23 protein-coding genes and 1 tRNA gene are annotated in these 24925 nt (G+C 57.0%); 8 read left to right on the top strand and 16 right to left on the bottom strand.

What is annotated here, in order from left to right:
- Positions 1-11: 11 nt before the first annotated feature.
- From HUV26_RS03210 to HUV26_RS03165, 10 genes are all read right to left on the bottom strand, one after another.
- Positions 12-1184 (bottom strand): restriction endonuclease subunit S, encoded by a 1173-nt coding sequence (locus tag HUV26_RS03210; RefSeq protein ID WP_174408666.1) that lies wholly within the window; start codon positions 1182-1184, stop codon positions 12-14.
- Positions 1177-2670 carry a type I restriction-modification system subunit M gene (locus tag HUV26_RS03205; RefSeq protein WP_174408665.1) on the bottom strand — a complete coding sequence of 498 codons (1494 nt, stop codon included), beginning with the start codon at positions 2668-2670 and terminating at the stop codon, positions 1177-1179. The genes HUV26_RS03210 and HUV26_RS03205 overlap by 8 nt, the downstream gene beginning before the upstream one ends.
- A 570-nt stretch (positions 2671-3240) precedes the next feature.
- The gene (locus HUV26_RS03200) at positions 3241-6294 is read right to left on the bottom strand and encodes a DUF927 domain-containing protein (protein ID WP_174408664.1); all 3054 of its coding nucleotides are present in this window, start codon (positions 6292-6294) and stop codon (positions 3241-3243) included.
- Positions 6287-6556, bottom strand: a complete 270-nt coding sequence (locus HUV26_RS03195) for a hypothetical protein (RefSeq protein WP_174408663.1) — start codon at positions 6554-6556, stop codon at positions 6287-6289. The genes HUV26_RS03200 and HUV26_RS03195 overlap by 8 nt, the downstream gene beginning before the upstream one ends.
- Positions 6556-6771: a helix-turn-helix transcriptional regulator gene (locus tag HUV26_RS03190; RefSeq protein WP_174408662.1), complete on the bottom strand. Its 216-nt coding sequence runs from the start codon at positions 6769-6771 to the stop codon at positions 6556-6558. The genes HUV26_RS03195 and HUV26_RS03190 overlap by 1 nt, the downstream gene beginning before the upstream one ends.
- 226 nt (positions 6772-6997) lie before the next feature.
- The gene (locus tag HUV26_RS03185) at positions 6998-7705 is read right to left on the bottom strand and encodes a hypothetical protein (protein ID WP_174408661.1); all 708 of its coding nucleotides are present in this window, start codon (positions 7703-7705) and stop codon (positions 6998-7000) included.
- A gap of 111 nt (positions 7706-7816) precedes the next feature.
- Positions 7817-8743: a tyrosine-type recombinase/integrase gene (locus HUV26_RS03180; RefSeq protein ID WP_373869049.1), complete on the bottom strand. Its 927-nt coding sequence runs from the start codon at positions 8741-8743 to the stop codon at positions 7817-7819.
- A 62-nt stretch (positions 8744-8805) separates the two neighbouring features.
- Positions 8806-8994: an Arm DNA-binding domain-containing protein gene (locus tag HUV26_RS16985; RefSeq protein WP_373869050.1), complete on the bottom strand. Its 189-nt coding sequence runs from the start codon at positions 8992-8994 to the stop codon at positions 8806-8808.
- Positions 8995-9220: 226 nt separating this feature from the next.
- Positions 9221-9312 (bottom strand) — tRNA-Ser (locus HUV26_RS03170).
- A gap of 142 nt (positions 9313-9454) precedes the next feature.
- Positions 9455-11152 (bottom strand): ATP-binding protein, encoded by a 1698-nt coding sequence (locus HUV26_RS03165; protein ID WP_174408658.1) that lies wholly within the window; start codon positions 11150-11152, stop codon positions 9455-9457.
- Between the two features lie 258 nt (positions 11153-11410).
- Between HUV26_RS03165 and rfbC the strand changes: the two genes are divergently transcribed.
- The 8 genes from rfbC to HUV26_RS03125 all read left to right on the top strand — a co-directional run bounded on the left by rfbC (position 11411) and on the right by HUV26_RS03125 (position 19637).
- Entirely contained in the window at positions 11411-11971 is a 561-nt protein-coding gene (gene rfbC / locus HUV26_RS03160) for a dTDP-4-dehydrorhamnose 3,5-epimerase (protein WP_174408657.1), read from the top strand.
- A 187-nt stretch (positions 11972-12158) separates the two neighbouring features.
- Positions 12159-12788 (top strand): menaquinone reductase multiheme cytochrome c subunit QrcA, encoded by a 630-nt coding sequence (gene qrcA / locus HUV26_RS03155; RefSeq protein ID WP_174408656.1) that lies wholly within the window; start codon positions 12159-12161, stop codon positions 12786-12788.
- Between the two features lie 14 nt (positions 12789-12802).
- Positions 12803-14872 carry a menaquinone reductase molybdopterin-binding-like subunit QrcB gene (gene qrcB, locus HUV26_RS03150; RefSeq protein WP_174408655.1) on the top strand — a complete coding sequence of 690 codons (2070 nt, stop codon included), beginning with the start codon at positions 12803-12805 and terminating at the stop codon, positions 14870-14872.
- A gap of 12 nt (positions 14873-14884) precedes the next feature.
- Complete coding sequence (qrcC, locus tag HUV26_RS03145; protein WP_174408654.1) at positions 14885-15649, top strand: menaquinone reductase iron-sulfur cluster-binding subunit QrcC; 765 nt, start codon at positions 14885-14887, stop codon at positions 15647-15649.
- A 6-nt stretch (positions 15650-15655) separates the two neighbouring features.
- Positions 15656-16918 carry a menaquinone reductase integral membrane subunit QrcD gene (qrcD, locus tag HUV26_RS03140; protein ID WP_174408653.1) on the top strand — a complete coding sequence of 421 codons (1263 nt, stop codon included), beginning with the start codon at positions 15656-15658 and terminating at the stop codon, positions 16916-16918.
- A 238-nt stretch (positions 16919-17156) separates the two neighbouring features.
- A complete protein-coding gene (locus HUV26_RS03135; RefSeq protein ID WP_174408652.1) occupies positions 17157-18116 on the top strand; it encodes a chromate resistance protein ChrB domain-containing protein in 960 nt (319 codons plus the stop codon).
- A gap of 3 nt (positions 18117-18119) precedes the next feature.
- A complete protein-coding gene (locus HUV26_RS03130; RefSeq protein WP_174408651.1) occupies positions 18120-19343 on the top strand; it encodes an MFS transporter in 1224 nt (407 codons plus the stop codon).
- Positions 19344-19358: 15 nt separating this feature from the next.
- On the top strand, positions 19359-19637 hold the full coding sequence (locus HUV26_RS03125) for a hypothetical protein (RefSeq protein WP_174408650.1): 279 nt from the start codon (positions 19359-19361) through the stop codon (positions 19635-19637).
- 85 nt (positions 19638-19722) lie between these two features.
- Here HUV26_RS03125 and HUV26_RS03120 read toward each other — a convergent pair whose 3' ends face one another.
- The 6 genes from HUV26_RS03120 to HUV26_RS03095 form a co-directional block, all read right to left on the bottom strand.
- Complete coding sequence (locus HUV26_RS03120; protein ID WP_373869048.1) at positions 19723-20712, bottom strand: hypothetical protein; 990 nt, start codon at positions 20710-20712, stop codon at positions 19723-19725.
- A gap of 46 nt (positions 20713-20758) precedes the next feature.
- On the bottom strand, positions 20759-21427 hold the full coding sequence (locus HUV26_RS03115; RefSeq protein ID WP_174408649.1) for a flagellar brake protein: 669 nt from the start codon (positions 21425-21427) through the stop codon (positions 20759-20761).
- A 134-nt stretch (positions 21428-21561) separates the two neighbouring features.
- On the bottom strand, positions 21562-22041 hold the full coding sequence (gene rnhA / locus HUV26_RS03110; RefSeq protein WP_174408648.1) for a ribonuclease HI: 480 nt from the start codon (positions 22039-22041) through the stop codon (positions 21562-21564).
- A gap of 93 nt (positions 22042-22134) precedes the next feature.
- On the bottom strand, positions 22135-22629 hold the full coding sequence (locus tag HUV26_RS03105; protein ID WP_174408647.1) for a TPM domain-containing protein: 495 nt from the start codon (positions 22627-22629) through the stop codon (positions 22135-22137).
- Between the two features lie 14 nt (positions 22630-22643).
- On the bottom strand, positions 22644-24401 hold the full coding sequence (locus HUV26_RS03100; protein ID WP_174408646.1) for an aldehyde ferredoxin oxidoreductase N-terminal domain-containing protein: 1758 nt from the start codon (positions 24399-24401) through the stop codon (positions 22644-22646).
- Entirely contained in the window at positions 24391-24855 is a 465-nt protein-coding gene (locus HUV26_RS03095; RefSeq protein ID WP_174408645.1) for a 4Fe-4S binding protein, read from the bottom strand. Before HUV26_RS03095 ends, HUV26_RS03100 begins: the two co-directional genes overlap by 11 nt.
- Between the last annotated feature and the right edge of the window lie 70 nt (positions 24856-24925).

The following is a 24925-nucleotide window of genomic DNA, read 5'->3' as shown; positions in this document are numbered from 1 at the left end:
CCCCCTGTTGGCTATGGCGTTGTGACGCGGACAGAGCCGGAGAGAAGGTCTTGCATGAGGCCACGCTTAACATCTCGTAATTTCAAAATTATTCCTTCGTGTTTTGCAATAGCCATATCAGTAGCCAACAACAGCCTTGCAGCCTCGACCTGTTTAGACATCGAAGGCAAAGAAATTTTCATCTTCTTAAAAAATGGCATGCCGATGGTTTTGATAGTACTCCCCATCGCAACACTTTCAAACACTGGTTTCATCTTCTGCAACCAATAGTAAAGATAGTGATAATCCAGCCTATCACCACATATCCATGCAACGAAGTGCTGACTTACTGCCATTGGCTCATTCATGATTGCGCTTTTACCAACACCAGCATCACGCGACAGAACAACCGTGTTCTCTGGCAGCAGAACAGCAGATGAATTTGCCAGCCCCGCATCGCTTATCTCTACAGCAGTCTCTGAAATATAGACCTTGTCTAGATTTTTCGAATCCTGAAGAGATATCCATTTCACTCCTCCATTCCAGTACTCATCATGTTGCTTCTTTGGGGTATGCCCTGTCTTCCGAGTTGCCACTTCGTCCAACAAAACACTCCTCGCACATGAGTCTTGAATAATCAGGTCTTGCAGCAAGCCTTCCTTGACCTTGCGGGTCTGGTCTATGGCGGCCTGTGTAGCGGCAATGGCATCATCCACGCTGCTGAGGATGGCGGCGATTTTCTTTTGTTCTGGGAGGGGGGGGAGAGCCACACTAATTTCGTCAAAGACCCTGTTAGGAACGCGCTGCCTTCCAGAGGTGCCTTCCATTTTGGCAATAGCATATCCATGAACAGCAGCAGACTTTGATAGGTAATATGTATACTTACCATCAACTCCCCGTTTGGGAGCCAGCACAATGAATTCTGTTGACCCCTGAGCATAGTCCCCTACGCCCTGAACGTAGGCCCCCTTGCCGTTCTCAGCACAGGGAGTAATACGCGCGAACAACGTATCCCCGTCCCTAAATTTGGCCCCTGAGGACGAAGCCAACCGCTCAGACAAGAAACAAATGGAAGGTGACTCCGGCTCAACAGCCGCCATCTCGACAAAGGGTACGATCATGTCCTTTGGAATAGAACGCCTCGGATTCACATCTATAAAATCCGAAACAACCCCTTCACTCCACCCATCCGGCACCCTACTCATACCCCAACTCCTCCAGATACCGCATCATCACCGCTTCCGCTGCATCACGCTTCGCCGTCAGTTCCTTCAGCTTCCGCAGCTCCGCCGCCGTATCAATCTTCTCTGCCGGAGGGTTGGTATCCACATACCGTGCAATGTTCAGGTTCCAATCATTCCCCGCAATCTCATCCAGCTCCACCACACGGGCGAACATCTCTTCATCCGCGAACGCCTTAAAAGCCCCAACCATGCGCTGCACGTTCTCATCACTCAGTGAGTTCTGGTTCTTGCCTTCCTTGAATTCCTTCTCGCCGTTTACAATGAGCACCTTGCCCTTACGCTCCTGCGGCTTGTTCCGGTTCAGCACCAGCACACAGGCGGGGATGCCCGTACCGTAGAAGAGGTTGTTGGCAAGCCCGATAACGGCCTCTACCAGATCATCCCGCAACAGGCCTTCGCGTATCGTCCCTTCCGCACCGCTGCGGAACAGAATGCCATGGGGCAGCACCACGCCCATGCGCCCGTTCTCGTTCAGGCTGGCTACCATGTGCTGCACAAAGGCAAGGTCGCCGTAGGACTTGGGCGGGCAGCCGTACTTGTCGCGCTGGAAGGGGTCACCCTTGGACCATATCTCGTTCCCCCATTCCTTCAGCGAGAAGGGCGGGTTGGCGATAACGCGGTCAAAGGTCATCAGCGACCTGCTTTCGCCCACCAGATGCTTGGGGTCGCGCAGGGTATCACCGCGCTTGATGTCGCCATCATCCTTATCATGCAGGAACAGATTCATCTTGCAGATGGCCCATGTGTTCAGGTTCATTTCCTGCCCGAACATACGCAACGACTTGGCATTGCCGCCCTTGCGTTCAATATAATGGAAGGCTTCCAGCAGCATACCGCCGGAGCCACAGGTGGGGTCGTAGATGCTCATGTTGGGTTCAGGCTCCAGAACCTCCACAATGAGCTTCACTACCTGCTTGGGGGTGTAGAACTCGCCACCCTTCTTACCCGCATCATCCGCGAACTGGGCGATAAGATATTCGTAGGCATTACCGAGCATATCCGCCGTGACATCGCAACGGCGTAAGCGGAACCTATCGAAATGCTGGAGCAGCCTCTCCAGCGTGGCATCGGGGAAGCGTTCCTTGTTGTTGAAGTCCACGTCCTGAAACACACCCAGCAGTCGCTGGTTGGCATCTTCAATGGCATGGAAGGACTTATTCAATTCTTCCCCGATGTTGGTGGCAACCTTGCGCACATCCCCCCAAAAGCTCCCCGCAGGGATGTGGAAGCGGTGCTCGTCAGGGTCGGCTGCCATTTCGTGGTCGCCGAACTCCTTCATGCGCTGTTCGTACTCTTCCTCCCACACATCGGAGAGACGTTTGAAGAAGAGAAGCCCGAAGATGTAGTGCTTGTAGTCCGAGCTGTCGATCTTGCCACGGAGGATATCTGCTGCGCCCCAGAGATGGCGCTCAAGCTGCTGCTGTGTCAGTACGGCGTGTGTCGTCATGGTGTTCAAGTATCCGGTTGTGTTGCGTATATGATGGTGAATATGGAACCTCTGGATGTATAGACAAAAAAAGGCTGCATTGAAAGCAGCCAATGGGTAGTGCGACCATAACCAATCGTCACACTTTGCATACATAAACATAATAATATCAAAATATTACACGCGCTTTCGGTGTCAAAAAAACGTAAGGATTTGAATTACTAATCCACTAAGCTCAACCTGGATGGGAATCCGCCGCACGCTCTATTGCCCACTGTTGGGGAACAGTTAGCAAGACTCCGTCTATGCGCTGCAAGCAGTATCTCCCGGATACATGCCGGACCAGTTCCGCAGGCTCACAGATACCCCCCCTTGGGCTTGGGTGGGGCAGCATAATGCCAAGCCCCACCCAATCATTCTCGCCCGAACTCTTTTGCAACTCTGCGAGGATCGCTTGCCTGTTCTGGCGCACGAAGAAGACGACCCCGTCCCACACTTCAGGAGAGACGGACGCGGAAGCCTCCAAGTGCATTTGCCCTGTGTCATCAAGAAAGAGGTGGCATCCACGGTCTTCGAGGTCTGCGAGCATGGTCATATGATCGCCACCCGTTTTGTACCGTCTTCAGCGTAATGCCAATCTCTGCCTTCCTGAATATTGGCGGGGCTGGGACTGTCGGGATGCGTTTTTTTATTCTCGGATTGGCTATTTTCAGTGTGAAGGCTGTGAATCGCGTGAAGGGCATTGGAATTACCGTCCATTTCCCCTTCACGATTCATGCATGGTACATGCGAAGAATGTGAAGGCTCAGCACCATCCCCGGCGTTCCTTCGCGCACTTCGCACTTCGGCTTCGGGCAGTGTTAAGGAGTTTTCTTCAATGCTTTCTACAGCATTCACACCATTCGCATCATTCACACCCAAAATGCTATAGGACAGAACAACGAACGCAACTGTTTTACCATCAACCCAAACGTTCTTTGTGTTCCTGCCCTTGTCAGCGTAGAGCAATCTCTTGTCGGCAAGTGCCTTTGCCAACATGGACGAATCGTATCCGTTACACACCTCCCGTCTGAATGCGGAAGGGAACACACAGAAACACCGTTCGCCCCTAATCGTCTTCAGGTAGCCCACTCGGTTGATAACCGTCCGCAGAGTGTCCGTCTCTGTATCTTCGAATCGTGACGCCCCGTGCGCTTGGAAGAAGCTCACAACTTGTTCAATCCCCGCCGATAGCTCCGCGCTCCCGACTCCGCCACGACAATTCAGCCATGCGGCAAAACACGTTGCGGCGGCTCTGGTTGCTTCACCTGTGGGCCACGGGAGGACACTATACTCGGTTGCCAGTTCGCCAGCGGCAGCGACAAGTCCAAATCTGCGGGCCACCCGGCTAACCTGCCCGTCTGCTCCATCAGGCACATACCGCTTGCAAAAGGCTTCCATATGCTGCGTGACGCGCTGTGCTGCTTTTTCCGGCTCACTGGTCAGGGTAGACAGGAACGCCCGTAGGGGAGTGCCGTAGAAGCGTTTGGAAGCGGCCTTGAAGTGGTTGGCAAGTTCGCCACCACTGGCAAAGGTGTGCAGGGCTTCAAGGGTCTTCATTCCCTTGCCAGCATCGGCGGGAATATCGACCACGCGCACCGACTGCCCCGCCATAGCCTTTCGCCCATCTTCGGCTATTTTGTCCGCCATGGTCAGTTCGCCAGTGCTCAAGAACACAAGGCACCATGTCGCCACATTGCGAGCTGCGCCGGTCTTTGAGGCACGGCTTTTTCCCTGCCCGTTTGCGAGCATGTAGGCCGTTTCTCCCGCAACCTTTGCTTGGGCCTGACCTACTTCATCAAGAACCAGCAGACCGTCATTGTGAAGATACGCCAAGCCTTCAAGAGCATTGTCCGTGCTTCTCCACTGTTTGACGAAGCCCTTGTCTCCGCCACCTCCGCACACGCTCCCGGCAACTTCGACAATGGTTGTCTTGCCGACAGATGAACCGCCGTAGAAGTGGAAGCCTCCACCCTCCCCATGCACCAGCTTGAGCAAGGGGCCAGCGAATGCCGCCGAAACCGCAAAGGCAAAGCGACTATTCCCGACACAGTAGCAGCCTACGTTTTCCTGCCAGTCCGCCAACGAGCCTTGCTCTCGGAACAGGTTTTCATGGAGTAGACCTTGATAGACGACATGCTCCCCAGCCGTGTCGCCATAGGTCTTGTCGGGAAGGACAAAGCAGCCGGAGTGCCAACCGTTTCGAGAGACGCACCGGGCACGGCCAACGGTTTCGTATTGAGTAAGATACATGTGCAACCGGCTCTTTCCATATTTCCCTGCCGCAAGCCGCAAACCAAAGCTCAGCAATTGGCCCCGATACGTATCTCCGTTTCCGGCAGTCATATCCATAGGCATTGCCCATGTATGAGTCTTGCCGTCAGGATCAACAATTTCAAGCAATCGCCCCCAATTCTTGCCTTCCTCATCTCTGGTTCGGGCAAGCACTTTCAAGGGCGAACAAACCCATTCCGGGGGCTTGGGTATGCCATCTTCATCATGGCCTACAAAGTACACGCCGTCAGTCCGTAGAAGGAATTGCAAGCTATTGTTCTGGCTGGGGGCAGTGCTTCCCCCATCAATGTCATACCGCTTGCTGGCCTCCGCCCTGAATACTTCCACATCAACCTTGCGGGTCTTGATCTCCTGATGGAAGTCGGTAGTCGTCCACTGTGAGGCGAAGTCGGCAATATCTGCTGCCTTCTCCCAATCAGCAGATGGAAGCACCACGCCAACGAGTGTAAAGCCGACCTCTTGCGCTTTGCTGGCAATATCCAACGCGGCCTTGAATCCCGGCTCATCATTGTCAGGCCAGATGCACACACGCCGTCCCTTGAGGGGATTCCAGTCAATCTTACTAATTGCCTTGGAACCGCCGGGCCACGTTATCACAACCATGGTATTATTAGAGAGTACCCCTGCTGCTTCGGCGGCCTTCTCCCCCTCCACGATCAGGACGGAGGCTTCAGGTGCCGCCGCCAGAGTATCAAGGCCGTACAACGGACGAGGGACGCTCCACGATTGCCACCGCCATTGCCTGTTATCCCTTTGGCTGCAAAAGATAAGGGGGAGAACCTGTTTTCCTCCTTCCACATCAAAACGGCAGACATACCCAAGCAATGCCCCGTTCTGGTCTTTATAGGGCCACGTTGCGGCGGGGGCACCATGTCGGAAATGGGTACGGGGTGGCGCGGGGGCATCATCCGGCACTGGGACAATGGGCAACCAATCCGACTTGCTCTTGCGTTGGGCACCGCCGTTTTCTCTCGCGCGTTGCGCTGTGCGGATTGTGCATATTCCTGTGTCCGTGGTGGGGGCAACGCCAACCATTTTTGCAAGCTCCCGTGCCGCTTCACTCTGCTTCATGCCTTTAACGTAAGCATACAGGTTCACAGGGTCGTTGCCGCTGTCCCCGGTAGCGAAGTCGGACCACATGCCGGTTGCAATGTTCACCTTGAATGAACCGGGACGGGAGTCGGCGCGGGTAGGATTACGGGCCACATATTCGCCGCCTTCAATCCGTCCATCGGGTAGTAAGTTGGCAAGAACTCTTTCAAAGCTGGAACGGGCAGCGGAGTTGATCGAATCAAAATCAATCTTACTCATTGTGCCACCCCCGCTGCTCTGCTTCTTTGGCAACCTCAATCTTGACCAGATCCTGATCTACAAAAAGTGATGCACCCTGATCCCAAAGCCAGCCAGCCGCTGCTATACGGTCAATCGCGCTATCCACAATTCGAGGCAGTACACAGAGCGAAGCCCTGTTGACGCTTTCACGCGGGAAGGGTACAAAATATCGACGAACATTTTCCTTTGCCCCCTGAGCAGTTTTCGCAGAACTGCCGGGGGCTTTTCTGTTGGTGCTCATTATTGCACCTCACGTTTGCCAGCTTCGCCGCCGATCTTGGCGATCAACGCCTGAATGTCCTCAGCCCTCCAAGCTGTTGTGCGTTCTGCCAGCTTAACAGGCTTGGGGTATCTGCCGTCCTTTACACCGTTCCACCATGCGGTCTTGCTGATGGGGATGATCTGCAAGACATGCTTCAAGCGAAGAAAGCCGTTTGTGGGAATACTCATTTTCATTTCTCCAATGTTTGCCCGCAATGGGCGTTAATGCATTTGGAGAAATCGTACTGAACGGCAAAATTTAAAAAAGTGGGTAACATCGTGCGCATCGTGAGAAAACCGTTGCGGATCGTTAATTTGCTTTCACCCTAGCCTCACAAAAAAGAACGCCCCCAACGATGTGGGGACGTTTACAAGGCCCGTCTGGGCCTTGATTCATGTAGAGTTTCACGATGTGGAGAGGTTAGCCTTGAGAGGGTGCTCCGCCGGTATTTATCAGCTCTTCAGGCAGCCCTCGTCTCATCGCCTCCCGCGCGTTATCATTAATGGGCCAACCATTTTTCGCAGCCAGAGCCGTCAACTCATCCTTTGTGTAGGACTTTGGGTTGTCCTTCAAATATAGAGTGAGCTTCGTCACCGTCTCGATATATCCCTGATACTCCAAGGCCACACTTCTCCTTCGTGCTTCAGTTGCAGCTTTGGTCTTTCCCTCCGTATTTCCGCAAGACTGAAGCCTACGAATCTCTTCTCTCATTTTTTTAATTTCACATTCATATTGTTCGCACTTTTCACACCTCATCTTCCCGCTGACAATACCACTCCCGCCATCAATGTCTAACAGCGATGACCTCTTGGGAAACATATCTCGCCTCTCATTACGAAACTTATAGTAGCTATTCTTATAAATTCTACACTCTAACAATTTATCTTCGGTAAAAAAACCATATTCAAAATTTTCAGAGCCAAAATGAAACGCACGAGCACTTTCAAAATTTGTAGCAAGCCCCCCTTGATCAAGCCATTCGCAGAACTCATGAGGGGGTAAATCCAAATCTTCCATCACATCCATAGCTGAAAATGTGCGCTCACTAATATACTCATCAAACGATTGCATACCATGGTCTTCACTACGCTTTATAGTGCCTTCATCATCTTGATACTCATCCCACATAACTTCCTCCCCAGTTTATAACAATGCCCATAGAATCCTAATAATTATCTCCCTAAAAATTTCTGCAATCTACTACCTATTTCACATAAGTATCAAGCACACCAAGCCATATCAACTCCCATCGCTAGTAACCTTTACAGGGAAAGGAATCACCTTGCCCCCGTCTCTCAGGTGGTCGAGATAGTCAGCCCAAGCCTGCATCATGCGTATTCTATCCTGAAGGAAGTCCGCCCGGTTGTATGCCGCCCGAACCTTGTTTCTTTCGGTATGGGCAAGCTGCTTCTCTATCCAGTCCGAAGAATAGCCGCGCTCGTTCAACAGGCTTGAGGCCATTGCCCTGAATCCATGCAGGGTCATTTGCTCTTTGCTGAATCCCATGCCACGCAAGGCAACGTTCAGCGTATTTTCTGACAGGGGCTTGGAATCAGTGCGGACGCTTGGAAAGATGAAGTCCGCGTTTTGTGTGAGGGGGTGCAGTTCCCGCAAAACCGAAATTGCCTGATCGGAAAGCGGAACAAGGTGGGGGTTGTTTCGTTTCATCCGCTCGGCGGGGATTCGCCACAAGCGGCTTTCAAAGTCGATCTCAGACCAAGGGGCTTTGCGTATTTCAGACGACCTCAGAAAGGTATAGGCCGCAATCTGTAAGGCGCACTTAACGACAAATGTTCCCTGAAACTCTTCAATAGAACGCATCAGCCGCCCCACTTCTTTGGGGTCAGTCAACGCCGCATGATGTTTCAAGGTCTGACTTTGTGCTGGCAGTACCGCCTTCACATACGCCGCAGGATTCTTCTCGGTCTTGCCCGTCACGATACCGTACTTGTAAATCTGGTTCACAAGGTCACAGCATCGACGGGCGACATCAACCTTTCCCCGCCCTGCAATCCGCTGCACCATATCTCGTACATGCTGCGCGGTGACATCGTCATAGGCCATGCTGCCAAGCGCAGGCAGGATATGCCGTTGTATCCTACCCATTACCGTTTGCTTGTCCTTCTCACTCCGCTTGGAGTTATGGGCAAACCATTCAAGGGCCAACGCCTCAAAGGAATATTTACCCTCCGCAACGGCTTTTTGCTCCTTCCTCTCAGCGGAAGGGTCTATCCCCTTGGCAACCAGCTTACGAAGGTCGTTTCTTTTCTCTCTACCTCCTGCAAACTGATTTCAGGATACGTTCCAAGAGAAAGCATCCCACGCTTGCCAGCAAAAATGTATCGGAACCGCCACCGCTTCTTTCCCTTCGGAGGCACCTCCAGACATAGACCGTCACTGTCCGTTATCCGGTACATCTTGTCTTGTGACTTTGCCGTCTCAATACGCTTTGCAGTTAAGGCCATGGCTGCCCCCTGAATTGTGAGTAACTATTTTGTGAGTAACCTTGTTACTCAAATTGTTACTCACTTCAATGTGAGTATGTCAATGAACCTTATCGGACGACATGGAACAGGATAAAAAGAAAAGTCCCTGTAATTCAGGGACTTTTTGAACCACCTTGAATGGTGTTGGATGGTCATATGGCGGAAGGGGTGAGATTCGAACTCACGGACGCCGTAAAGCGTCGCTGGTTTTCAAGACCAGTGCAATAAACCGGGCTCTGCCACCCTTCCGCTTGAAAGAATCCCCCGCAGCAGTGCCGCAAGGGATTCGTGATATATAGATTTCCCGCCAAAAATGCAAGGAAGAACTCCCCGCACCCGCCGCATCACGGCGGCACGGCGCACAAAAGCCGCCTCCGCCTCGCGTCAGCCGCTACCCCTTGCCCTGCATATGCTTAAAAATCAGGCTGAGCAAATTATCCGAATTGATGGGCTTGCCAATGTAATCGTCCATGCCCGTCGCCAGAAACTGCTCCCTGTCTCCCTTCATCGCATGAGCCGTCATGGCGATGATAGGCACGGAAGAGGGCGTCTTCATCCCCGTTGCCGCCCGCACCGCCCGGGTTGCCGCCAGCCCGTCCATCTCCGGCATGGCTATGTCCATAAGAATAAGATCAAACTGCTCCTCGCGCAGCGCAGGCACAACCTCTGTGCCGTCACCCACCACACGCACGGTAAACCCATGCTTTGTAAGCAGCTTTTCAATAAACATCAGGTTCACGGGGTGATCTTCAGCCACAAGAATACGCCCGCGCGCCGTGCGTTCAGCCTTGGACACCTCGCCCCCCTTTGCCCGCTTGGGAGCCTTCTCTTCAAACTGCGCCAACTCGAACGGCACCTGAAAACTGAACTCCGCCCCCTTGCCGGGCGTACTGCGCAGCGCAATGGCGCCGCCCATCAGCTCCACCAGCCGCTTGCATATGGCAAGCCCAAGCCCCGTGCCCTGATGCCGCCGCGAAAACGAACCATCCGCCTGCGCAAAACTCTCGAATATCCGTTTCTGATGCGCCTCCATAATCCCCGGCCCGGTATCACGCACAGAAAATTCCAGCACCACGCCGCCCGCCGCCTCGCCTCCATGCCGGTCCACAACCTGCACGGCAAGCTCCACGCGCCCCGCATCGGTAAACTTGAGCGCGTTATCCAGCAGATTCACCAGTATCTGCCGCAGCCGCAAGGGGTCGCCCACCAGCCCGTCCGGCACGGAATCAGGCACAGAAAACCGGAAGTCCAGCCCCCGCTCCTCCGCCCGGTGCACAAACATGGTGTGCAGCGCAGAAAGACGCTTGCGCAGCCGGAACGCCTGACTGTCCAGCTCCACCACGCCCGCTTCAATCTTGGAAAAATCAAGAATATCGTTTATCAGCGCCAGCAGCGACTCTGCGGAATTCTGCACCGCTTCCAGATACTCGCGCTGCTCCTCATCCAGCTCGGTGTCCATGGCAAGATCAAGCATTCCCAGCACGCCGTTCATGGGCGTTCGTATCTCGTGGCTCATAGACGCCAGAAATTCGCTTTTGGCCTTGTTGGCAGCGTCCGCAGCCTCTTTTGCCACGCGCAGCTCACGCTCCATCTTACGTGTTGCCGTAATATCCCGCACATACTCCGCCACCATGGTCGAATCATCATCCGTGCGCATAACGGGAAACACCGTGATAGACCGAAACTCCCTCGTCTTGGGATTATACAGCTCAATAATCTTCTGCCTGCGCGTCTCAAACACCTCTTCCACCTGGCACTGGTCGCAGAACTTCTCCCCCCGGAAATAACAGCCGAAACAGGCGGTGCCGTCGCGCTCCCCTCCCTGATTCTCCCAGTAGGTGTCTTCCTCGCTCCAGTTGCTGAAAACCACGTGCTCCTGCCGGTCATGCACGGTCAGCTTGTCAGGAATGGCGTTCAGAATATCCTCCAGCAACTGCCTGTCACCCTGCAGGCGTTCAACCGTCTCCGTAAGAGCGCGGTTTTCCTCCTCCAGTTGCAACAACCGCAGCCGCAGCGCGCACGCATCATCTCCAAAGCCGGATGCAGCTTCCGTGCGCACGTTTTCCTCAGATGGTGAATGTCCGCTCATTTCGCCCCGAAACCCTGTTGAAAACCGTTTACAGCCGCCATCCCCCGCACCGGCAAAAACCCCGCCCGGCTCATTCCGGCTATCCTTATACCCATGCACCCACCACTTGGGAAGCGAAATGCGCATTTTTTTGGCCGCGTCTGCCTATACTGCCTCTTTCAAAGCGTGGCCGGATGGGATAATGTCCGCCAACTACCTGTCAGAGAAGGATTCCCGGCGCAGAAGAAGCAGCCGGATACACCAAGGGAGGAACACGGTTTGAAGATTGTGCAAACAGGCATTGCCGGCCTCGTGGTCCTGGAACCCGTGGTCCACGGCGACCACAGAGGCTTTTTTCTGGAAACCTTCCGCCGCGACACGCTGGAACAGGCGGGCCTGCCCTGCAACTTCGTGCAGGATAACCACGCCCGGTCAGCAGAGGCGGGCGTGCTGCGCGGCCTGCATTTCCAGCTCCCTCCGGCCACACAGGCAAAGCTGGTGTGGGTCACGCGCGGCTCGGTCTACGATGTGGCGGTAGACCTTCGTGCAGACTCCCCCACCTACGGCAAGTGGTTCGCAGAAACCCTTTCCGCCTCCAATTTCAAACGCCTGCTTGTCCCGCGCGGCTTTGCCCACGGCTACATGACCCTGGAACCGGATACAGAATTCCAGTACAAGGTAGACGCCTACTACGCCCCCCATCTGGACGCGGGCATCGCCTACAACGACCCCACCCTCGCCATCCCGTGGCCCACACCGGCAGGCACATCCCCCATCCTGTCCGAAAAAGACAGGCACCTCCCCCTCCTTGCAGATTTCCGCACCCCCTTCACCCTGTAACCCACCCTGCCCCTGCGTGCAGGAAAACCGTTCCGTCACCTTCAATATAATCTGATGGATACCGCCATTGGTGCCGAGTTCGTGAATTATTTCACCTTGACACCTTCGCAAGCTTCCTATTAGGTAATGGGCGTGGCAAATGTGGGCATTTTTTAAATTTTTCAAACCAGCTATGAGGCGAAGGGTTATGGCGGACAGGCATTTACATTCTGCCAACGGGAACAGCGCGCCCAGCCAATTCGGCGGCGCAGCCCCGTTCTTCGTAGGTCTGGTAGTGGCACTCATCTTAGGCTGGTGGGCCTTCCCGCAGGTGCTTTTCTCCAAAAAGCATCAGCCGGTCCATTTCAGCCATAAGGTGCACATGGAGGATGCGGGCATGGAATGTAGTTCCTGCCACTACCTCCGTGAAGACGGCACTTTCGCCGGGCTCCCCACCACGGAAAGCTGTGCAGACTGTCACAGCGCTCCTCTGGGTGACCATCCGGAGGAAATCCGTTTCATTGAAGAATACGTCAACACCGGTAAGCAGGTTGAATGGCTTGTCTATCAGAAGCAGCCGGACAACGTCTTCTTCAGCCATGCGGCTCACTCTATGGAATCATGCAATACATGTCATGATTTCACGGAGACCGAGCTTTGTTCTTCGTGCCACCCCAACGTGGCCGAAATGGACGAAGCCCCGGTTTACTATGAAAACAAGCTGACCAAGTACAGCAAGCAGACCATGAAGATGTGGGCCTGCGAGCGTTGCCATGCTCATCCCGATCATTACGGCAACACTCGCTCCAGCAACGCATGCTTCGTCTGCCATAAGTAAAGGGGTGAGTTCACATGGCAGTAGACAGAAGAGGTTTTCTTAAATTCGTCACAGGCGTCAGCGCGGGCATCATGGTCACACCGGTGCCGTGGGTTCTGCTGGACGATCTGAGTATCTGGACCCAGAACTGGCCTTGGATTCCCTCCAACGTGGACGGACCGAACACCTTTGTCTCCACCGTGAGCAAGCTGTGTCCCTCCTGCGTGGGTATGAAGGTCCGTCTGGTGGGCGATCGCCCCGTGCGCATCCTGCCCGATGACAACCACCCGCTCTCCAAGGGCGGCATTTCGGCCCTCGCCGTGGCAGAAGCGCAGATGCTGCACAGCCCGGCACGGGTACGCCGTCCCCTCAAGCGCTCCGGCGATGGCGCATACGTTGCCATAAGCTGGGAAGAGGCAGATGCCCTTCTCGCCGAAAAGCTGGGTTCCGCCAAGGGTTCCCTCGCCTGCGTATCGGGCGATGAAACAGGCACCATAAACGAAGTTCTTTCCGCCTTCACAGCGCGTGCAGGCTCCCAGAACTTCTACCTCATGCCTTCCGAAATCCAGCCCGCCGCCAAGGCTCTCGCAGCCATGGGCGGTGAAGGCCAGTTCGGCTACGACATCGAAAACAGCGATTACGTTCTCGCCATCGGCGCAAACATCCTCGAATCGTGGGGCACGGCCATCCGTAACCGCGCGGCCTTCAAGGATGCCCACCCCCATGGTCAAGAACCCACCGTACCGTATGTGTACGTGGGTGCCGTTCAGGGCAACACCGCCGCCGGCGCAGATAAGTGGATAGCCATCAAGCCCGGCACCGAAGGTGCCTTCGCCCTCGGCCTCGCTCATCTGCTCATCAAGTCCGGCGCAAGCTCCTATGCCTCCGACTTCAGCGCATTCGCATCGCTGGCCGCAGGCTACACCCCTGAAAAGGTGGCAGAGCTTACCGGTGCCAGCGCAGACGGCATCAAGGCCCTTGCTGCAGAATTGCAAAAGGCCCGCCGCCCGCTGGTCATCACCGGCTCCGAATTCGGTCAGGGCACCCCCGTGGGCACCGTGGCTGCGGGCATGGCCGTCAACCTGCTCCTCGGCGGCCTGAACCGTCCCGGCGGCGTCAAGCTGCTTCCCGTTGCCGCTCCTGTGGTCGATTCGGCCCTCAGCCGCGCGCAGATGATGGAAAAAGACTTCGTGGCCTACCTCTCGCGCATCAACGCGGGTAAGGAAAAGGCTCCTGAAGCCATGCTCTTCTACGAAGCCAACCCCGCCTACGGCCTGCCGCAGGCGGACAAGATGGCAGAAGTGCTGGCGCAGGTGCCCTTCAAGGCCACCTTCACCACCTTCCTTGACGAAACCGCCATGCTCTGCGACCTCGTGCTGCCCGTTCCCATGGGCCTTGAGCGTCTGGATGACGTGGCAACCCCCTACGGTTCCGGTTCGGCCCTATACTGCCTCGCCCGCCCCGTTGCTCCCATGCCTGCAAACGTCCGCCCCGCCGCAGATTACATCCTCGGCCTCGCGGGCAAGCTGGGCTACAGCCTCGGATTCGGCAAGTGGGAAGACGTGCTCAAGGCCAAGGCGCAGGCCATGGGTGCCAACTGGAAGAGCCTCATGGCAGGCGATGTGTTCGTCAGCACCGAAACGGTGGGCGCAAGCCTCTCCTTCGGCGCAGACCTCATTGCCAAGAGCCTCACCGCCAAGACGGCAGAAGGCGACTTCGCGCTTGCCCCCGTGCACAAGCTGAACATGGGCACGGCAAAAACCGCCATTCCGCCATACAACAACAAGACCATCCGCCGCTGGGAACTCCAGGGCAGTGAAATCTATGTGGCGATGAACGGTGCCACCGCCCGCAAGCTCAATGTCTCCAAACACGACAAGGTTGTGGTGAGCAACAAGAGCGGCAGCATCGTCGCCCGCGTGAACGTCTTCGAAGGCATCATGAGCGACACCGTCGCCGTTCTGATGGGCCTCGGCCACACGGCCTTTGATCAGTTCAGCAAGGGCAAGGGCGAAAACGTCATGCAACTGCTGACCGTCGGCTTCGAACCCGGTTCGGGCCAGTCCGTCTGGGCCATGGCCGGCGTCAACATCAGCAAGGCATAAGGGACGAGCGTCATGGAAGCAAAAGAATTCAAAGTAAGATGGGTAATGGCCATCGATATCGACAAGTGCACCGGTTGCGGAGCCTGCATGGTTGCATGTCAGGCAGAAAACAACCTCGCACCCGTTGAAGATGCCTCCTTCAAACTCAGGGTCATGAACTGGCTGGTGGTCTATGAACTCAGCAACAAGCAGCCGTTCCCGGATCACGATATAGCGTATCTGCCCCGCCCCTGCATGCAGTGTGGCAATCCGCCCTGCGTTTCGGTCTGCCCCGTCATCGCGACAGACAAGAACGAAGAAGGCGGCATCGTCAGTCAGGTCACCCCCCGCTGCATCGGTTGCCGGTACTGCATGGCGGCATGTCCCTACCATGCCCGCTACTTCAACTGGTTCGACCCCTCCTGGCCCGAAGGCATGGAAAAGGTCCTCACCCCGGATGTCTCCGTACGTCCGCGCGGTGTGGTCGAAAAGTGCACCTTCTGCCACCATCGCTTCATGCAGGCCAAGGACAAGGCCATCGTGGAAGGACGCGATCCCGAAGCACTCAATGACGGCGATTACGTCACCTCCTGCGCGGAAGCCTGTCCCAACGGTGCCATCGTGTTCGGCGATGTGAACAATCCCGACCACGCTGTGTACGAACTGGCCCGCTCGCAGTATGCCTGCAGGCTGCTCGAACGTCTGCACGCGGATCCGCAGGTGTACTACATCAGCCGCCGCGAATGGGTTCGCCGCCAGTTGGACAACTATCTGGAAAACGAACAGGTCAAGGGGTAGAATACCATGGAAAAGAACTACTCTCTTCCCGCAGACCATGACCTCTTCCCGGAAGGCGTTCAGCGCTGTTCCCTCATGAAGTTCATGGGCTGGTTGGGTTTTGTCGGCATATTCGCCCTGTGGGGCCTCTACGCCGCGTTCCGGGTGCTCAGCAACGGCCTTGGCGAAACCGCCATGGACGACTACTTCGGTTTCGGCCTCTGGATCACGTTCGACCTCGCCGTCATCGCACTGGGCGCAGGCGCGTTCTTCACAGGCCTCCTGCGCTACATCCTGAACATTGATCCGCTTAAAAACATCATCAACCTCACGGTCATCGTGGGCTTCATCTGCTACTCCGGTGCCATGCTCATTCTGGTGCTGGATATCGGTCAGCCCATCCGTGCATGGTTCGGTTACTGGCACGCCAACGTACACTCCATGCTCACAGAAGTTATCTTCTGCATCACGTGTTACTGCATCGTGCTGATCATCGAATACATCCCGCTGATCTTTGAACAGAAGCAGCTGAACCGCATTCCGCTGCTGCGTCACATCGCGCACAACCTGCACGTCATGATGCCCCTGTTCGCCGGTATCGGCGCCTTCCTGTCCACCTTCCACCAGGGCTCCCTCGGCGGCATGTACGGCGTGCTCTTCGCCCGTCCGTACGTCTACCGCGAAGGCTTCTTCGTGTGGCCGTGGACCTTCTTCCTGTTCGTCATCTCCGCCGTGGCGTCCGGGCCGGTCTTCACCGTGCTCATCGCCACCATCATGGAGAAGTTCGGCGGCAAAAAGCTGGTAAGCTGGGAAATCAAGTCCCTCATGGGCAAGATCGCCGGTGCCATGCTGTTCGTGTACCTGATCTTCAAGTTCGCAGACACCTACGCATGGATCAACAACGTGCTGCCCGCAGCGGGCCTCACCTTCGACCAGAACTTCTACAGCACCATCTACGGTCAGTGGCTGCTCTGGACGGAACTCGGCCTGTGCGGCGTCATTCCCTGCATCATCCTGCTCACGCCCAGCCTGCGCAACACGCCCTCGCTGTTCTACACTGCGGCGGTGCTGGACTGCATCGGTATAACCATCAACCGCTACGTGTTCACCGTGCAGGCGCTGGCCATGCCCGTCATGCCCTTCGACTCGTGGGAAACATACAACCCGAACTGGGCTGAATGGGGCGCATGCGCACTGATCCTCGCATACGGTGCCATCGTGCTCTCCCTCTCCTACCGTTACCTGCCGGTCTTCCCGCAGGAACGGAAACTGAATGCGACTAAGGCATAGGCCATAGTCTCAGATAACGGCATAAGCTCAAAGTAAGTTGGACCCCGGCACGGCCCCCACCCGTCCCGGGGTTCTTCTTTTGGCCCGCGCGCCGCTCCCGCCTCCCTCTTCCGTACCCTTTTCCTGTCCCTGCCAGACAGGAATCTGTTTCCACACGCCTTCCACTCCGCCCTCACCATCCGGCTTTTCTTGGCTGCCCCCCCTTGACTATGTAATAGCTATTACATATTAGTGTTACATGAACAGCAAATGGATCATCTTCTCCTACTCCATAGCGGCAACCAAAAGCTCGGAACGCGTGCGTTTCTGGCGCCGGGTGAGTGCGGTCGGGGCCGTGCAGCTCAAGACCTCCCTGTACGTCCTCCCCCGTCAGGATTCCCTCCTTGAGCATGTCACATGGCTCATGCGGGAGGTGGAAGACGCAGGGGGCGAGGCCGCCTTCTTCCTGTCGGAAAACGTGCACACCCTGTCGCAGGCCGAGGTGCAGCACCTCTTCACGCGACAGAGCGATGCCGCCTATGCAGCCCTGCGGGAAAAGGCACGCCTCACCGCAACCGCACTCTCAGCCCCGGAAGCAGACTCCCCCACCGCCCATGCCCGCACGGCGTTCCGCAAGTTCCGGCGCGAACTGGATGCCATACGGGGTACGGACTACTTCCCCTCAGGGGAGTTTGAGCGCACCCGGCGCGACTTGGATACGCTGGAAGAAGGCTTTCTGGAAACAGGTGCCGCACCGGCCCTTCCGCGTCTGGCAACCGCAGACTACAAGGGCAAAACGTGGGTAACGAGAGAGGCCCCGTATATCGACCGGCTGTCCACTTTCTGGGCCATCTCCCGGTATGTGGACAAGACGGCGCAACTGCGCTTTCTCAGCCCGGAAGAGGCTCCCCGTGCTGGCGAAATCCCCTTCGACATGTCCGAGGGAATCTTCTCCCACACCGGCCCGCTCATCACCTTCGAAGTCGTGCTGAAAAGCTTCGGTATAGGTGAAGGCACAGATGCCGTTGCACGCGGGCTGGCAAGACTCACCGATCTCGTGCGCTGCATAGACACGCGTGAGGATGAAATCCTTCCTCCCGATGCGGAACTCCTCCGCCGCCTGCTGGACGGATACATCGCCCTATCACAGAACGACCATGACCTCACACAGCGTATGCTGCCCCTTTTCGATGCCTTTATGGCCTCCTGTCAGGAGTAGACAATGAACGCACCCAACGGAGAAATACTGCGCCTTTTCCGCCTGCTCTGCGGTATCGGGCTGCTGGCCAGATTCTCATACGCCCTTGCCCGCAACCCCGTCCTGCCGCTTTTTGCGCTGGCTCTGGGCGCAGGGCCGGAAGGCATCGGCCTTGCCGTGGGCATTTCCACGGTCACCGGCATTTTCTTCAAGCTTCCGTCCGGCGCACTCTCCGATGTCATAGGCCGCAGGCGCACCATGCTGGCAGGGCTGGTGGTGTTCGGATGCATGCCCTTCGCGTACCTGCTTGTTTCCAGCTATCAGGGACTGGTTGTCGTACGCTTCCTGCACGGCCTCGCCACAGCCATTTACGGTCCGGTTGCCATGGCCGTGGTTGCGGATGTGGCAGGCCAGCGCAAGGGAGAAATGCTCTCATGGTTCTCCTCCCTCGCCATTCTGGGCACCCTTCTGGGGGCGCCTGTGGGCGGTTTTCTGCTCTTCATGCTTTCCGGCGGTAACAACCCTACCCTCTTCGACTTCCGCATCGTCTACCTTGCCAGCGGCATAGCGGGGGCCACCGCACTCGTTCTGGGACTGCGCACCCTGCGTAATGGCGAACGTCCGCCCCGCGCCGGCACGCTGAAGCAACGGTGGCACCTCTTCCGGCGCGGCATTGCCGAGGTGGTTTCCGACCGCAGAGTGCTTGTCACCTCCTCCATGGAAGGTGTCCAGAACATGAGTATGGGGGCGCTGGAAGCGTTTCTGCCCATCTACGCCGTCACCGTTGTGGGCCTTAACGAATTTCAGGCGGGCATGCTCTGGGGCGCGCAGGTGGTGGTCACGCTCATTGCAAAACCCCTCATGGGCCGTGTTTCCGACAGGTGGGGACGCCGCCCCCTCATCGTGGCGGGCCTGTTCCTCTGCGCGGTTCCCTTCATGCTCATCCCGCACCTCACCACCTTCTCCTCGCTGCTTCTGGCATGTGCCCTGTTCGGCTTCGGAGAAGCGTTCGTCACATCTTCCTCGGCGGCGTTGGTGGCGGATTACTGCCACGCCCGCAACTACGGTGCCGCCATGGGCACCTTCGGAACCATTTTCGATATCGGCCACGCTTCCGGCCCCATCGTTACCGGCCTGCTCATCGCCGCCCTCGGGTACGGAACAGCCTTTGCCATTGTCGGCACACTGCTCATCGCAGCCGTGCCCGTCTTCCTGACCTATGTCCGAGAAGAGCCATCCCCCTTCTAACCCAAGGAGTACACCATGCCTCCGTTAGCAGACCATCTGGCTTCCAGCCTCGCCCGTACCGGAAAGGAATACCGCGAGGTACACGAATGGATCGACCATGAAGAACTCAAGTATGAACGGCACGACTTCTCCAAAGTGCTGGAGACCGCCGCCATGTTCCGGGAACAATACGGAGACGAGGCGGCACAGGAATACGTAAACCACCTCGTGGAAGACCTGCGGGCACGCTTCTCCAAGTATGTTGCCCAGCATGAGCAGAACATGCAGGACTGCATCCGCTACTTCGCAGGCTGATGCGCATAAACAAAACTGGCCGGTTCCCCGCAAGGGAACCGGCCAGTCTTTGTGTGGTCTCGGAAGTACCGTGTTATGCTGCGGATTACACGCTGCGGGTCCACCAGAAATACAGAACTGCCATACACGCGATGGATGCCGCCCTCAACGCCTGGTTGATGCCGATGAGAAAAAGGGCCAGCCCCGGCTTGAATATCCCGGCATAAGAGGGAAACTGATGCCGGAACGCCCGCATGGGTGAAGAAAGGATGTTCCCCACCAGCAGCGTGAGCACCACATCGCGCGGGCTGAGTGCCCCCGACTGCAGCAGCATCCCCGCTGCGGACAGGGCGGCGGTAAACTCCGCCGCAAGATGCAGAATAACCACGCTCAGCCCCTCCGGATTCAGAAACGCCAGCACCGTCACATGCTCGGTCATGAAATCGCGCATTGCGTCAAAACCACCGGTGCGGGTCAGAACATACACCAGAACATACACCGGCACGGTAATGTACACTATGCGCGGCATACGGCGCAGAAACCGCTTCCAGCTCTTGCGCAGGGCGTCTCCCCAGCCCTTGGACCGCTCATTTTCCAGAATGCAGGTAATGCACCCTTCCGGCAAAGGCGGCAGCATCATGCGCCCCATGATCACGGTTCCCAGCGTCCGCAGCACGGCGGCGGCGAGCACAAGCCCCACATAGGTCACGGCTGCCTGCCCTATGAACGGCACGGCCATGAAAAACATGGTGGGCAGATGCAGAAAAAATGAAGGCGTACTGTTGAACAGGTTGGCAAAGACCAGCTCGCGCCGCGACATCTCGCCCTTTTCGTAGCTGCCCGCCAGCATGGTGTTGGCGGTAACGGTGGAAAAGAATGCCATGGAGAAGGACGCCCCCGCCACATCACGCAGATGCCCCATCCGCACCAGCGGAGCGGCAATGCGCGCCACGCCGTGCGTCCAGTTCAACGCCTCGATAAGGTTGCCGATCATAAGCCCCACGGCAATAAAAAACACGAGGCGCAGCAGGGGACTCAGCAGTCCTGCCCACAATACGTTCCAATCCGTGAGGCCCAGTTGATGCAGAATGTCCACGAGCGGGGTATCCGATGGTTGCAGGTTGGTCCGGTTCAGTACCCTTTTACAGGAAGGATGAAACCGTCTCGATATACTCCTGAAGCCGCTTCGTGTCCTGTGCCTCAAGATCAGCGAAGGAAGCCCCCACAATCATGGTCGCCCTGTCCATCTCCACATTCCGGCAGATGCACGACAGCGTGGAATCGCCGCCGGAAAACAGGTTGGCTCTCAGCACAAACATATCGCCTGCCCCGATGCGCCTGAACGGATCCGAACTCTTCACCTCAAAGCACATCTTGCATCCCCCGGCAGACAAATCCACCACGGCGCCACGCTGCACACCCAGCGGAGAGTGTGCTTCTGCGGGGATAAGACACTTCAGGCGTTTGTGGGTGCGCAGTTCAAACTGTTCCAGCACGTCAGGATACTCCACAAACACCAAAGCCCCCGGCTTGGTTATCTGCGATATCACATGCGTCCGGAACCCGATGATGGTGCCCTGTCGCATAAACCGCACGGTAAGCGGCTCGCCGGGCAGCATACGTGACCGTATTCCCGGTACCAGCGGCATTTTAAGGATAAGATATTCGTAGGGGTTAAGCCCCACAAGTTCGGTTCCGTGCCTGTTGTCAGAACCGTTTACACTCAGCAGCATGCGCGTGCCGGGCTGCACATCCAGCGTAATTCCCGCATGGCGTCTATGCGCCACCGCAACACCCTGATTAACTGCCATATCCCCCCCCGGAATACGCAACTCTTTACAATATATCGTGTCGTACCATCGTACCCAAGCCTTTCCCATGAACGGCTCGTGACAATCGCGTGCCGCAGCGGACGCCCCCTCCGGCACCTGCGGCACGGTCCCGGCTAGTCCGCGTGCCCCGTATCTTCCGGCTGTCCGGGGCGGGATGCCTGCGCACGGGCAAGGGCATCGCACCGTTCATTCTCCGGGTGCCCGCTGTGCCCCCGCACCCAGTGAAACGAAACGGCATGCTTCGCAAGCATCGGCAGCAGCCTCTCCCACAGGTCGCGGTTCTTCACGGGCTGCTTGCCCGCCGTTTTCCAGCCGTTGCGCTGCCAGCCTGCCAGCCACTTCTTTTCCACGGCGTTGCGCACGTACTGCGAATCCGTGTACAGGTCCACCTTGCACGGCTCCTTCAGTGCCTGTAGCGCCTCCAGCACCGCCAGAATCTCCATGCGGTTATTGGTGGTACGCCGAAAACCGCCGGAAAGCTCCTTCTCGGTGCCATTGCAACGCAGCACAGCACCCCATCCCCCCGGTCCGGGATTCCCCAGACAAGACCCGTCCGTATATATGGACACATTCTTTATAAAATCCAATTTCATTCCTTGCGTTTTTCCGCTTCTTTCCGTTCGCGCCGCGCCGGTCACCCTCTGCGCCAAGGCCGCACGACCACCTGACTTGTAAAACAGAAAAGCCTACCCGCCCATATCCAGCCATAGCTGTGCCAAGGCATCGGCAAGGCCGGTCTGCCATTCGCCACGCTCAAAATAGGGGGTAAAATGCTCATTCTGCAAACGGTACATATACTCATCTCCCAAGGCCCGGCGCAGCAACTGCGGAAACTCCACAAGCACCTGCCGTGTCTCAGGATTTATGCCGATAAACAACGTTCTCTCATCCAGCACCGGCAGCTCCACCGGCCCCTTGCGCACATGCAGCCTGAACCGCATACCGTGCCGTTCCCGCAGCGCTGCCGCATAGTCCCGCAGCGCTGCCCGCTGCTCCCTGGTCAAGGCGTCCGCCTCATCCCACACCGTACCACGGGAATAGACCTCCCGCAGATTCGACCCGGACTGATACCAGAACGCCACACCCACCAGCGAGAATACCGCCAGCAGCAGCATGGTACGAAGAAACACCTCACTCCCGGTTTCCCCGTGCACAACGGGGCCACGACCTCTGAACAGCATACGCCTCCGCCCGGTCAGCTATCTGCCTGCGATGCCATGCGCAGAATCTCCTGCGCGTACATTCCGCGCAGTTCTTCCATGTACGCCATATCAATGCCGCCCTTCCACGTCACCACTTCGGTAAACCGCTTGGGTATACGCACCGCGTGCACATCAAATCCCGTACGGCACTTCAGAGACCAGCGCAGATTCTGCATGTTCCGGCCCGCCGTGGAAAGGTTGGCCGCAACATCCCCAAGCCCCAGAGATTCCAGACATTCCGCAATGCGCTCCGGCCCGTACGAGGCCCGTGCGAACATGCACGACACCATACTGTTGATAAGTGTGCGCTTGTACTCGTCATCCACGAGAAAATCCACCGCTTTCCTCGCGTCATTGTCCTTGGCGCTCTGATCCCACGAGTAACCGCCTGTATCCAGATGCGAATGGCGGAACCCGTAAGCCTGCGCCACAAAGAACACCTCACCCGTAGCATATCCGGCCATTTCCTGCCCCAGCACGCAGGCATACTCCGCACCGCCGTAGGCGTCCGCAGCCTTAAGCGTGCCCGCACCGAGCGCGCGGTAAAACTCATTGCTGCCCATGGCAATGTGGCGCAGAGCCTCCAGAAAGCCCTGCGCCTCGCCAAAGCGTATGGGCACAATGGTCTCCGCCTCGGTAACGGCTCCCTTCTCCAGCGCTTCCGCCACCCATGCCAGCGCAACGCCCGCGCTCATGCAATCCAGTCCCAGCTTTTCCGTCTCGTCCAGCAGTGCAAGCACGTCCGCCGCAGAGGTAATGCCGATCATGGACCCCTGCGCGAAGATGGGTTCATAGTCGTAGGAAACCTGCTTGTAGAGAAACTCATGGTCGCTGGCGAACTGCTGCCGCAGCAGACCGATATGGATGCACCCCACAGGGCAGCCCGCACAGGCAGTCTGACGCAGCAAAAACCGCTCGGCAAAGGTCTCGCCCGAAATACCGTCAATACGTTCATCCGTGGTCTTCTGCAGATTGTTCCACGGCAAGGCCTTGAGTTCATTCAGGGCCAGCAGGTTGGCCGGAGTACCAAGATCATGGTACTTCTTCATTTTATCTGTCGCGGTGACATCCTTGAACAGATCCCGCATAAGCTTGGGATACGCCTTGGATTCCGGCAATTCATACACGCCGTCTCCCATCACCACTATTCCCTTAAGATTCTTGGCTCCCATAACGCTCCCCGCGCCCAGCCTGCCAAAATGGCGGAAGGAGTCCACATTTATGCAGGCGTAGCCCACGCCGTTCTCCCCGGCAGGCCCGATACGGATGCACGAGCGATGCCCGGAACTCGTCTTGCCGAACCGGCGCAGATGCTTGCCGGTGGAAAACACGTCCGCACCGCGCAGATAGGGCACATCGTGCACATCCACGCTGCGTGCGCCCACGGCAAGGGCAGAAAGGGTGCGTGCAGCCCCCGTGATCATCAGAGCATCATACCCCGCAAAACGCAGGGAAAGGGCAAGGCGACCTCCGGCATGGCTCTCCGCCCACTCTCCTGTGTAGGGGGAGCGGAACCCGCATACCACCTTGCTCATGAGCGGGAAGAAGCCCGTAAGCGGCCCCACGGCGAAGATGAGCGGCTGGCGCGGGTCCAGTGCGGGCGCATCAGGCAGTCCGTATTCCGCATACAGCGCTGCGGCAAGGCCGCTTCCTCCGAGATGCTCGGAACGCGCCCCGAAACGCAGAACACGCGACAGCCCGGTGTCAAGGTCCACATGCAGAACGCGGGAAAAGGGATTATCAATACGCATCCTGCACCTCCTCGTCATTTCCGGCCATATCGGCCTTTCCCGACGCCACGCCGGGTACATCCATCATTGCCAGACAGCCATGGGGGCAAAAAGCCACACAACGCCCACAGTGGATGCACAGATACGGATACTTCTGTTCAGGCTCCATATAAATGGCGTCCACAGGGCATGCAGCGGCACACTTTCCGCACCGGATGCACAAATCCCTGTCCATCTTCACGCCGCCGCCCGCCCGCTGGGTGAGCGACCCCGTGGGGCACGCTCTCGCGCAGGGAGCGGGATCACAGGCAACGCACAACCGCGCCTCAAATCCGGTGGAAAGGCCGCCCGCTGAAGAAACGCGTATACCTGCCGTATTCCAGGACAACTTCTTGTGTACCAGTCGCGCACACGCCAATGAGCAGGAATGGCACCCTATGCACCGTTCCATCCTGTCTGCCCGTAACACTTTCATATGCCTTCCGCCTTGTTCCGCTTCCCTTTATTCCGGGTCAAGCACCCGCACCATCCCACGCCCGATATTC

This window comes from Desulfovibrio psychrotolerans (genome assembly GCF_013340305.1).
Lineage (GTDB): Bacteria > Desulfobacterota > Desulfovibrionia > Desulfovibrionales > Desulfovibrionaceae > Halodesulfovibrio > Halodesulfovibrio psychrotolerans.
The sequence above is the reverse complement of the archived record's forward strand: the minus strand, read 5'-3'. Positions and strand labels throughout refer to the sequence as shown.

Excerpts from the sequence above, each read along its gene's own strand:
- HUV26_RS03210 (WP_174408666.1), bottom strand. The coding sequence starts at position 1,184 with ATGAGTAGGGTGCCGGATGGGTGGAGTGAAGGGGTTGTTTCGGATTTT.
- HUV26_RS03205 (WP_174408665.1), bottom strand. The coding sequence starts at position 2,670 with ATGACGACACACGCCGTACTGACACAGCAGCAGCTTGAGCGCCATCTC.
- HUV26_RS03200 (WP_174408664.1), bottom strand. The coding sequence starts at position 6,294 with ATGAGTAAGATTGATTTTGATTCGATCAACTCCGCTGCCCGTTCCAGC.
- HUV26_RS03195 (WP_174408663.1), bottom strand. The coding sequence starts at position 6,556 with ATGAGCACCAACAGAAAAGCCCCCGGCAGTTCTGCGAAAACTGCTCAG.
- HUV26_RS03190 (WP_174408662.1), bottom strand. The coding sequence starts at position 6,771 with ATGAAAATGAGTATTCCCACAAACGGCTTTCTTCGCTTGAAGCATGTC.
- HUV26_RS03185 (WP_174408661.1), bottom strand. The coding sequence starts at position 7,705 with ATGTGGGATGAGTATCAAGATGATGAAGGCACTATAAAGCGTAGTGAA.
- HUV26_RS16985 (WP_373869050.1), bottom strand. The coding sequence starts at position 8,994 with ATGTACCGGATAACGGACAGTGACGGTCTATGTCTGGAGGTGCCTCCG.
- HUV26_RS03165 (WP_174408658.1), bottom strand. The coding sequence starts at position 11,152 with ATGAGCGGACATTCACCATCTGAGGAAAACGTGCGCACGGAAGCTGCA.
- qrcA (WP_174408656.1), top strand. The coding sequence starts at position 12,159 with ATGGCGGACAGGCATTTACATTCTGCCAACGGGAACAGCGCGCCCAGC.
- qrcB (WP_174408655.1), top strand. The coding sequence starts at position 12,803 with ATGGCAGTAGACAGAAGAGGTTTTCTTAAATTCGTCACAGGCGTCAGC.
- qrcC (WP_174408654.1), top strand. The coding sequence starts at position 14,885 with ATGGAAGCAAAAGAATTCAAAGTAAGATGGGTAATGGCCATCGATATC.
- qrcD (WP_174408653.1), top strand. The coding sequence starts at position 15,656 with ATGGAAAAGAACTACTCTCTTCCCGCAGACCATGACCTCTTCCCGGAA.
- HUV26_RS03135 (WP_174408652.1), top strand. The coding sequence starts at position 17,157 with ATGAACAGCAAATGGATCATCTTCTCCTACTCCATAGCGGCAACCAAA.
- HUV26_RS03130 (WP_174408651.1), top strand. The coding sequence starts at position 18,120 with ATGAACGCACCCAACGGAGAAATACTGCGCCTTTTCCGCCTGCTCTGC.
- HUV26_RS03125 (WP_174408650.1), top strand. The coding sequence starts at position 19,359 with ATGCCTCCGTTAGCAGACCATCTGGCTTCCAGCCTCGCCCGTACCGGA.
- HUV26_RS03115 (WP_174408649.1), bottom strand. The coding sequence starts at position 21,427 with ATGGCAGTTAATCAGGGTGTTGCGGTGGCGCATAGACGCCATGCGGGA.
- rnhA (WP_174408648.1), bottom strand. The coding sequence starts at position 22,041 with ATGAAATTGGATTTTATAAAGAATGTGTCCATATATACGGACGGGTCT.
- HUV26_RS03105 (WP_174408647.1), bottom strand. The coding sequence starts at position 22,629 with ATGCTGTTCAGAGGTCGTGGCCCCGTTGTGCACGGGGAAACCGGGAGT.
- HUV26_RS03100 (WP_174408646.1), bottom strand. The coding sequence starts at position 24,401 with ATGCGTATTGATAATCCCTTTTCCCGCGTTCTGCATGTGGACCTTGAC.
- HUV26_RS03095 (WP_174408645.1), bottom strand. The coding sequence starts at position 24,855 with ATGAAAGTGTTACGGGCAGACAGGATGGAACGGTGCATAGGGTGCCAT.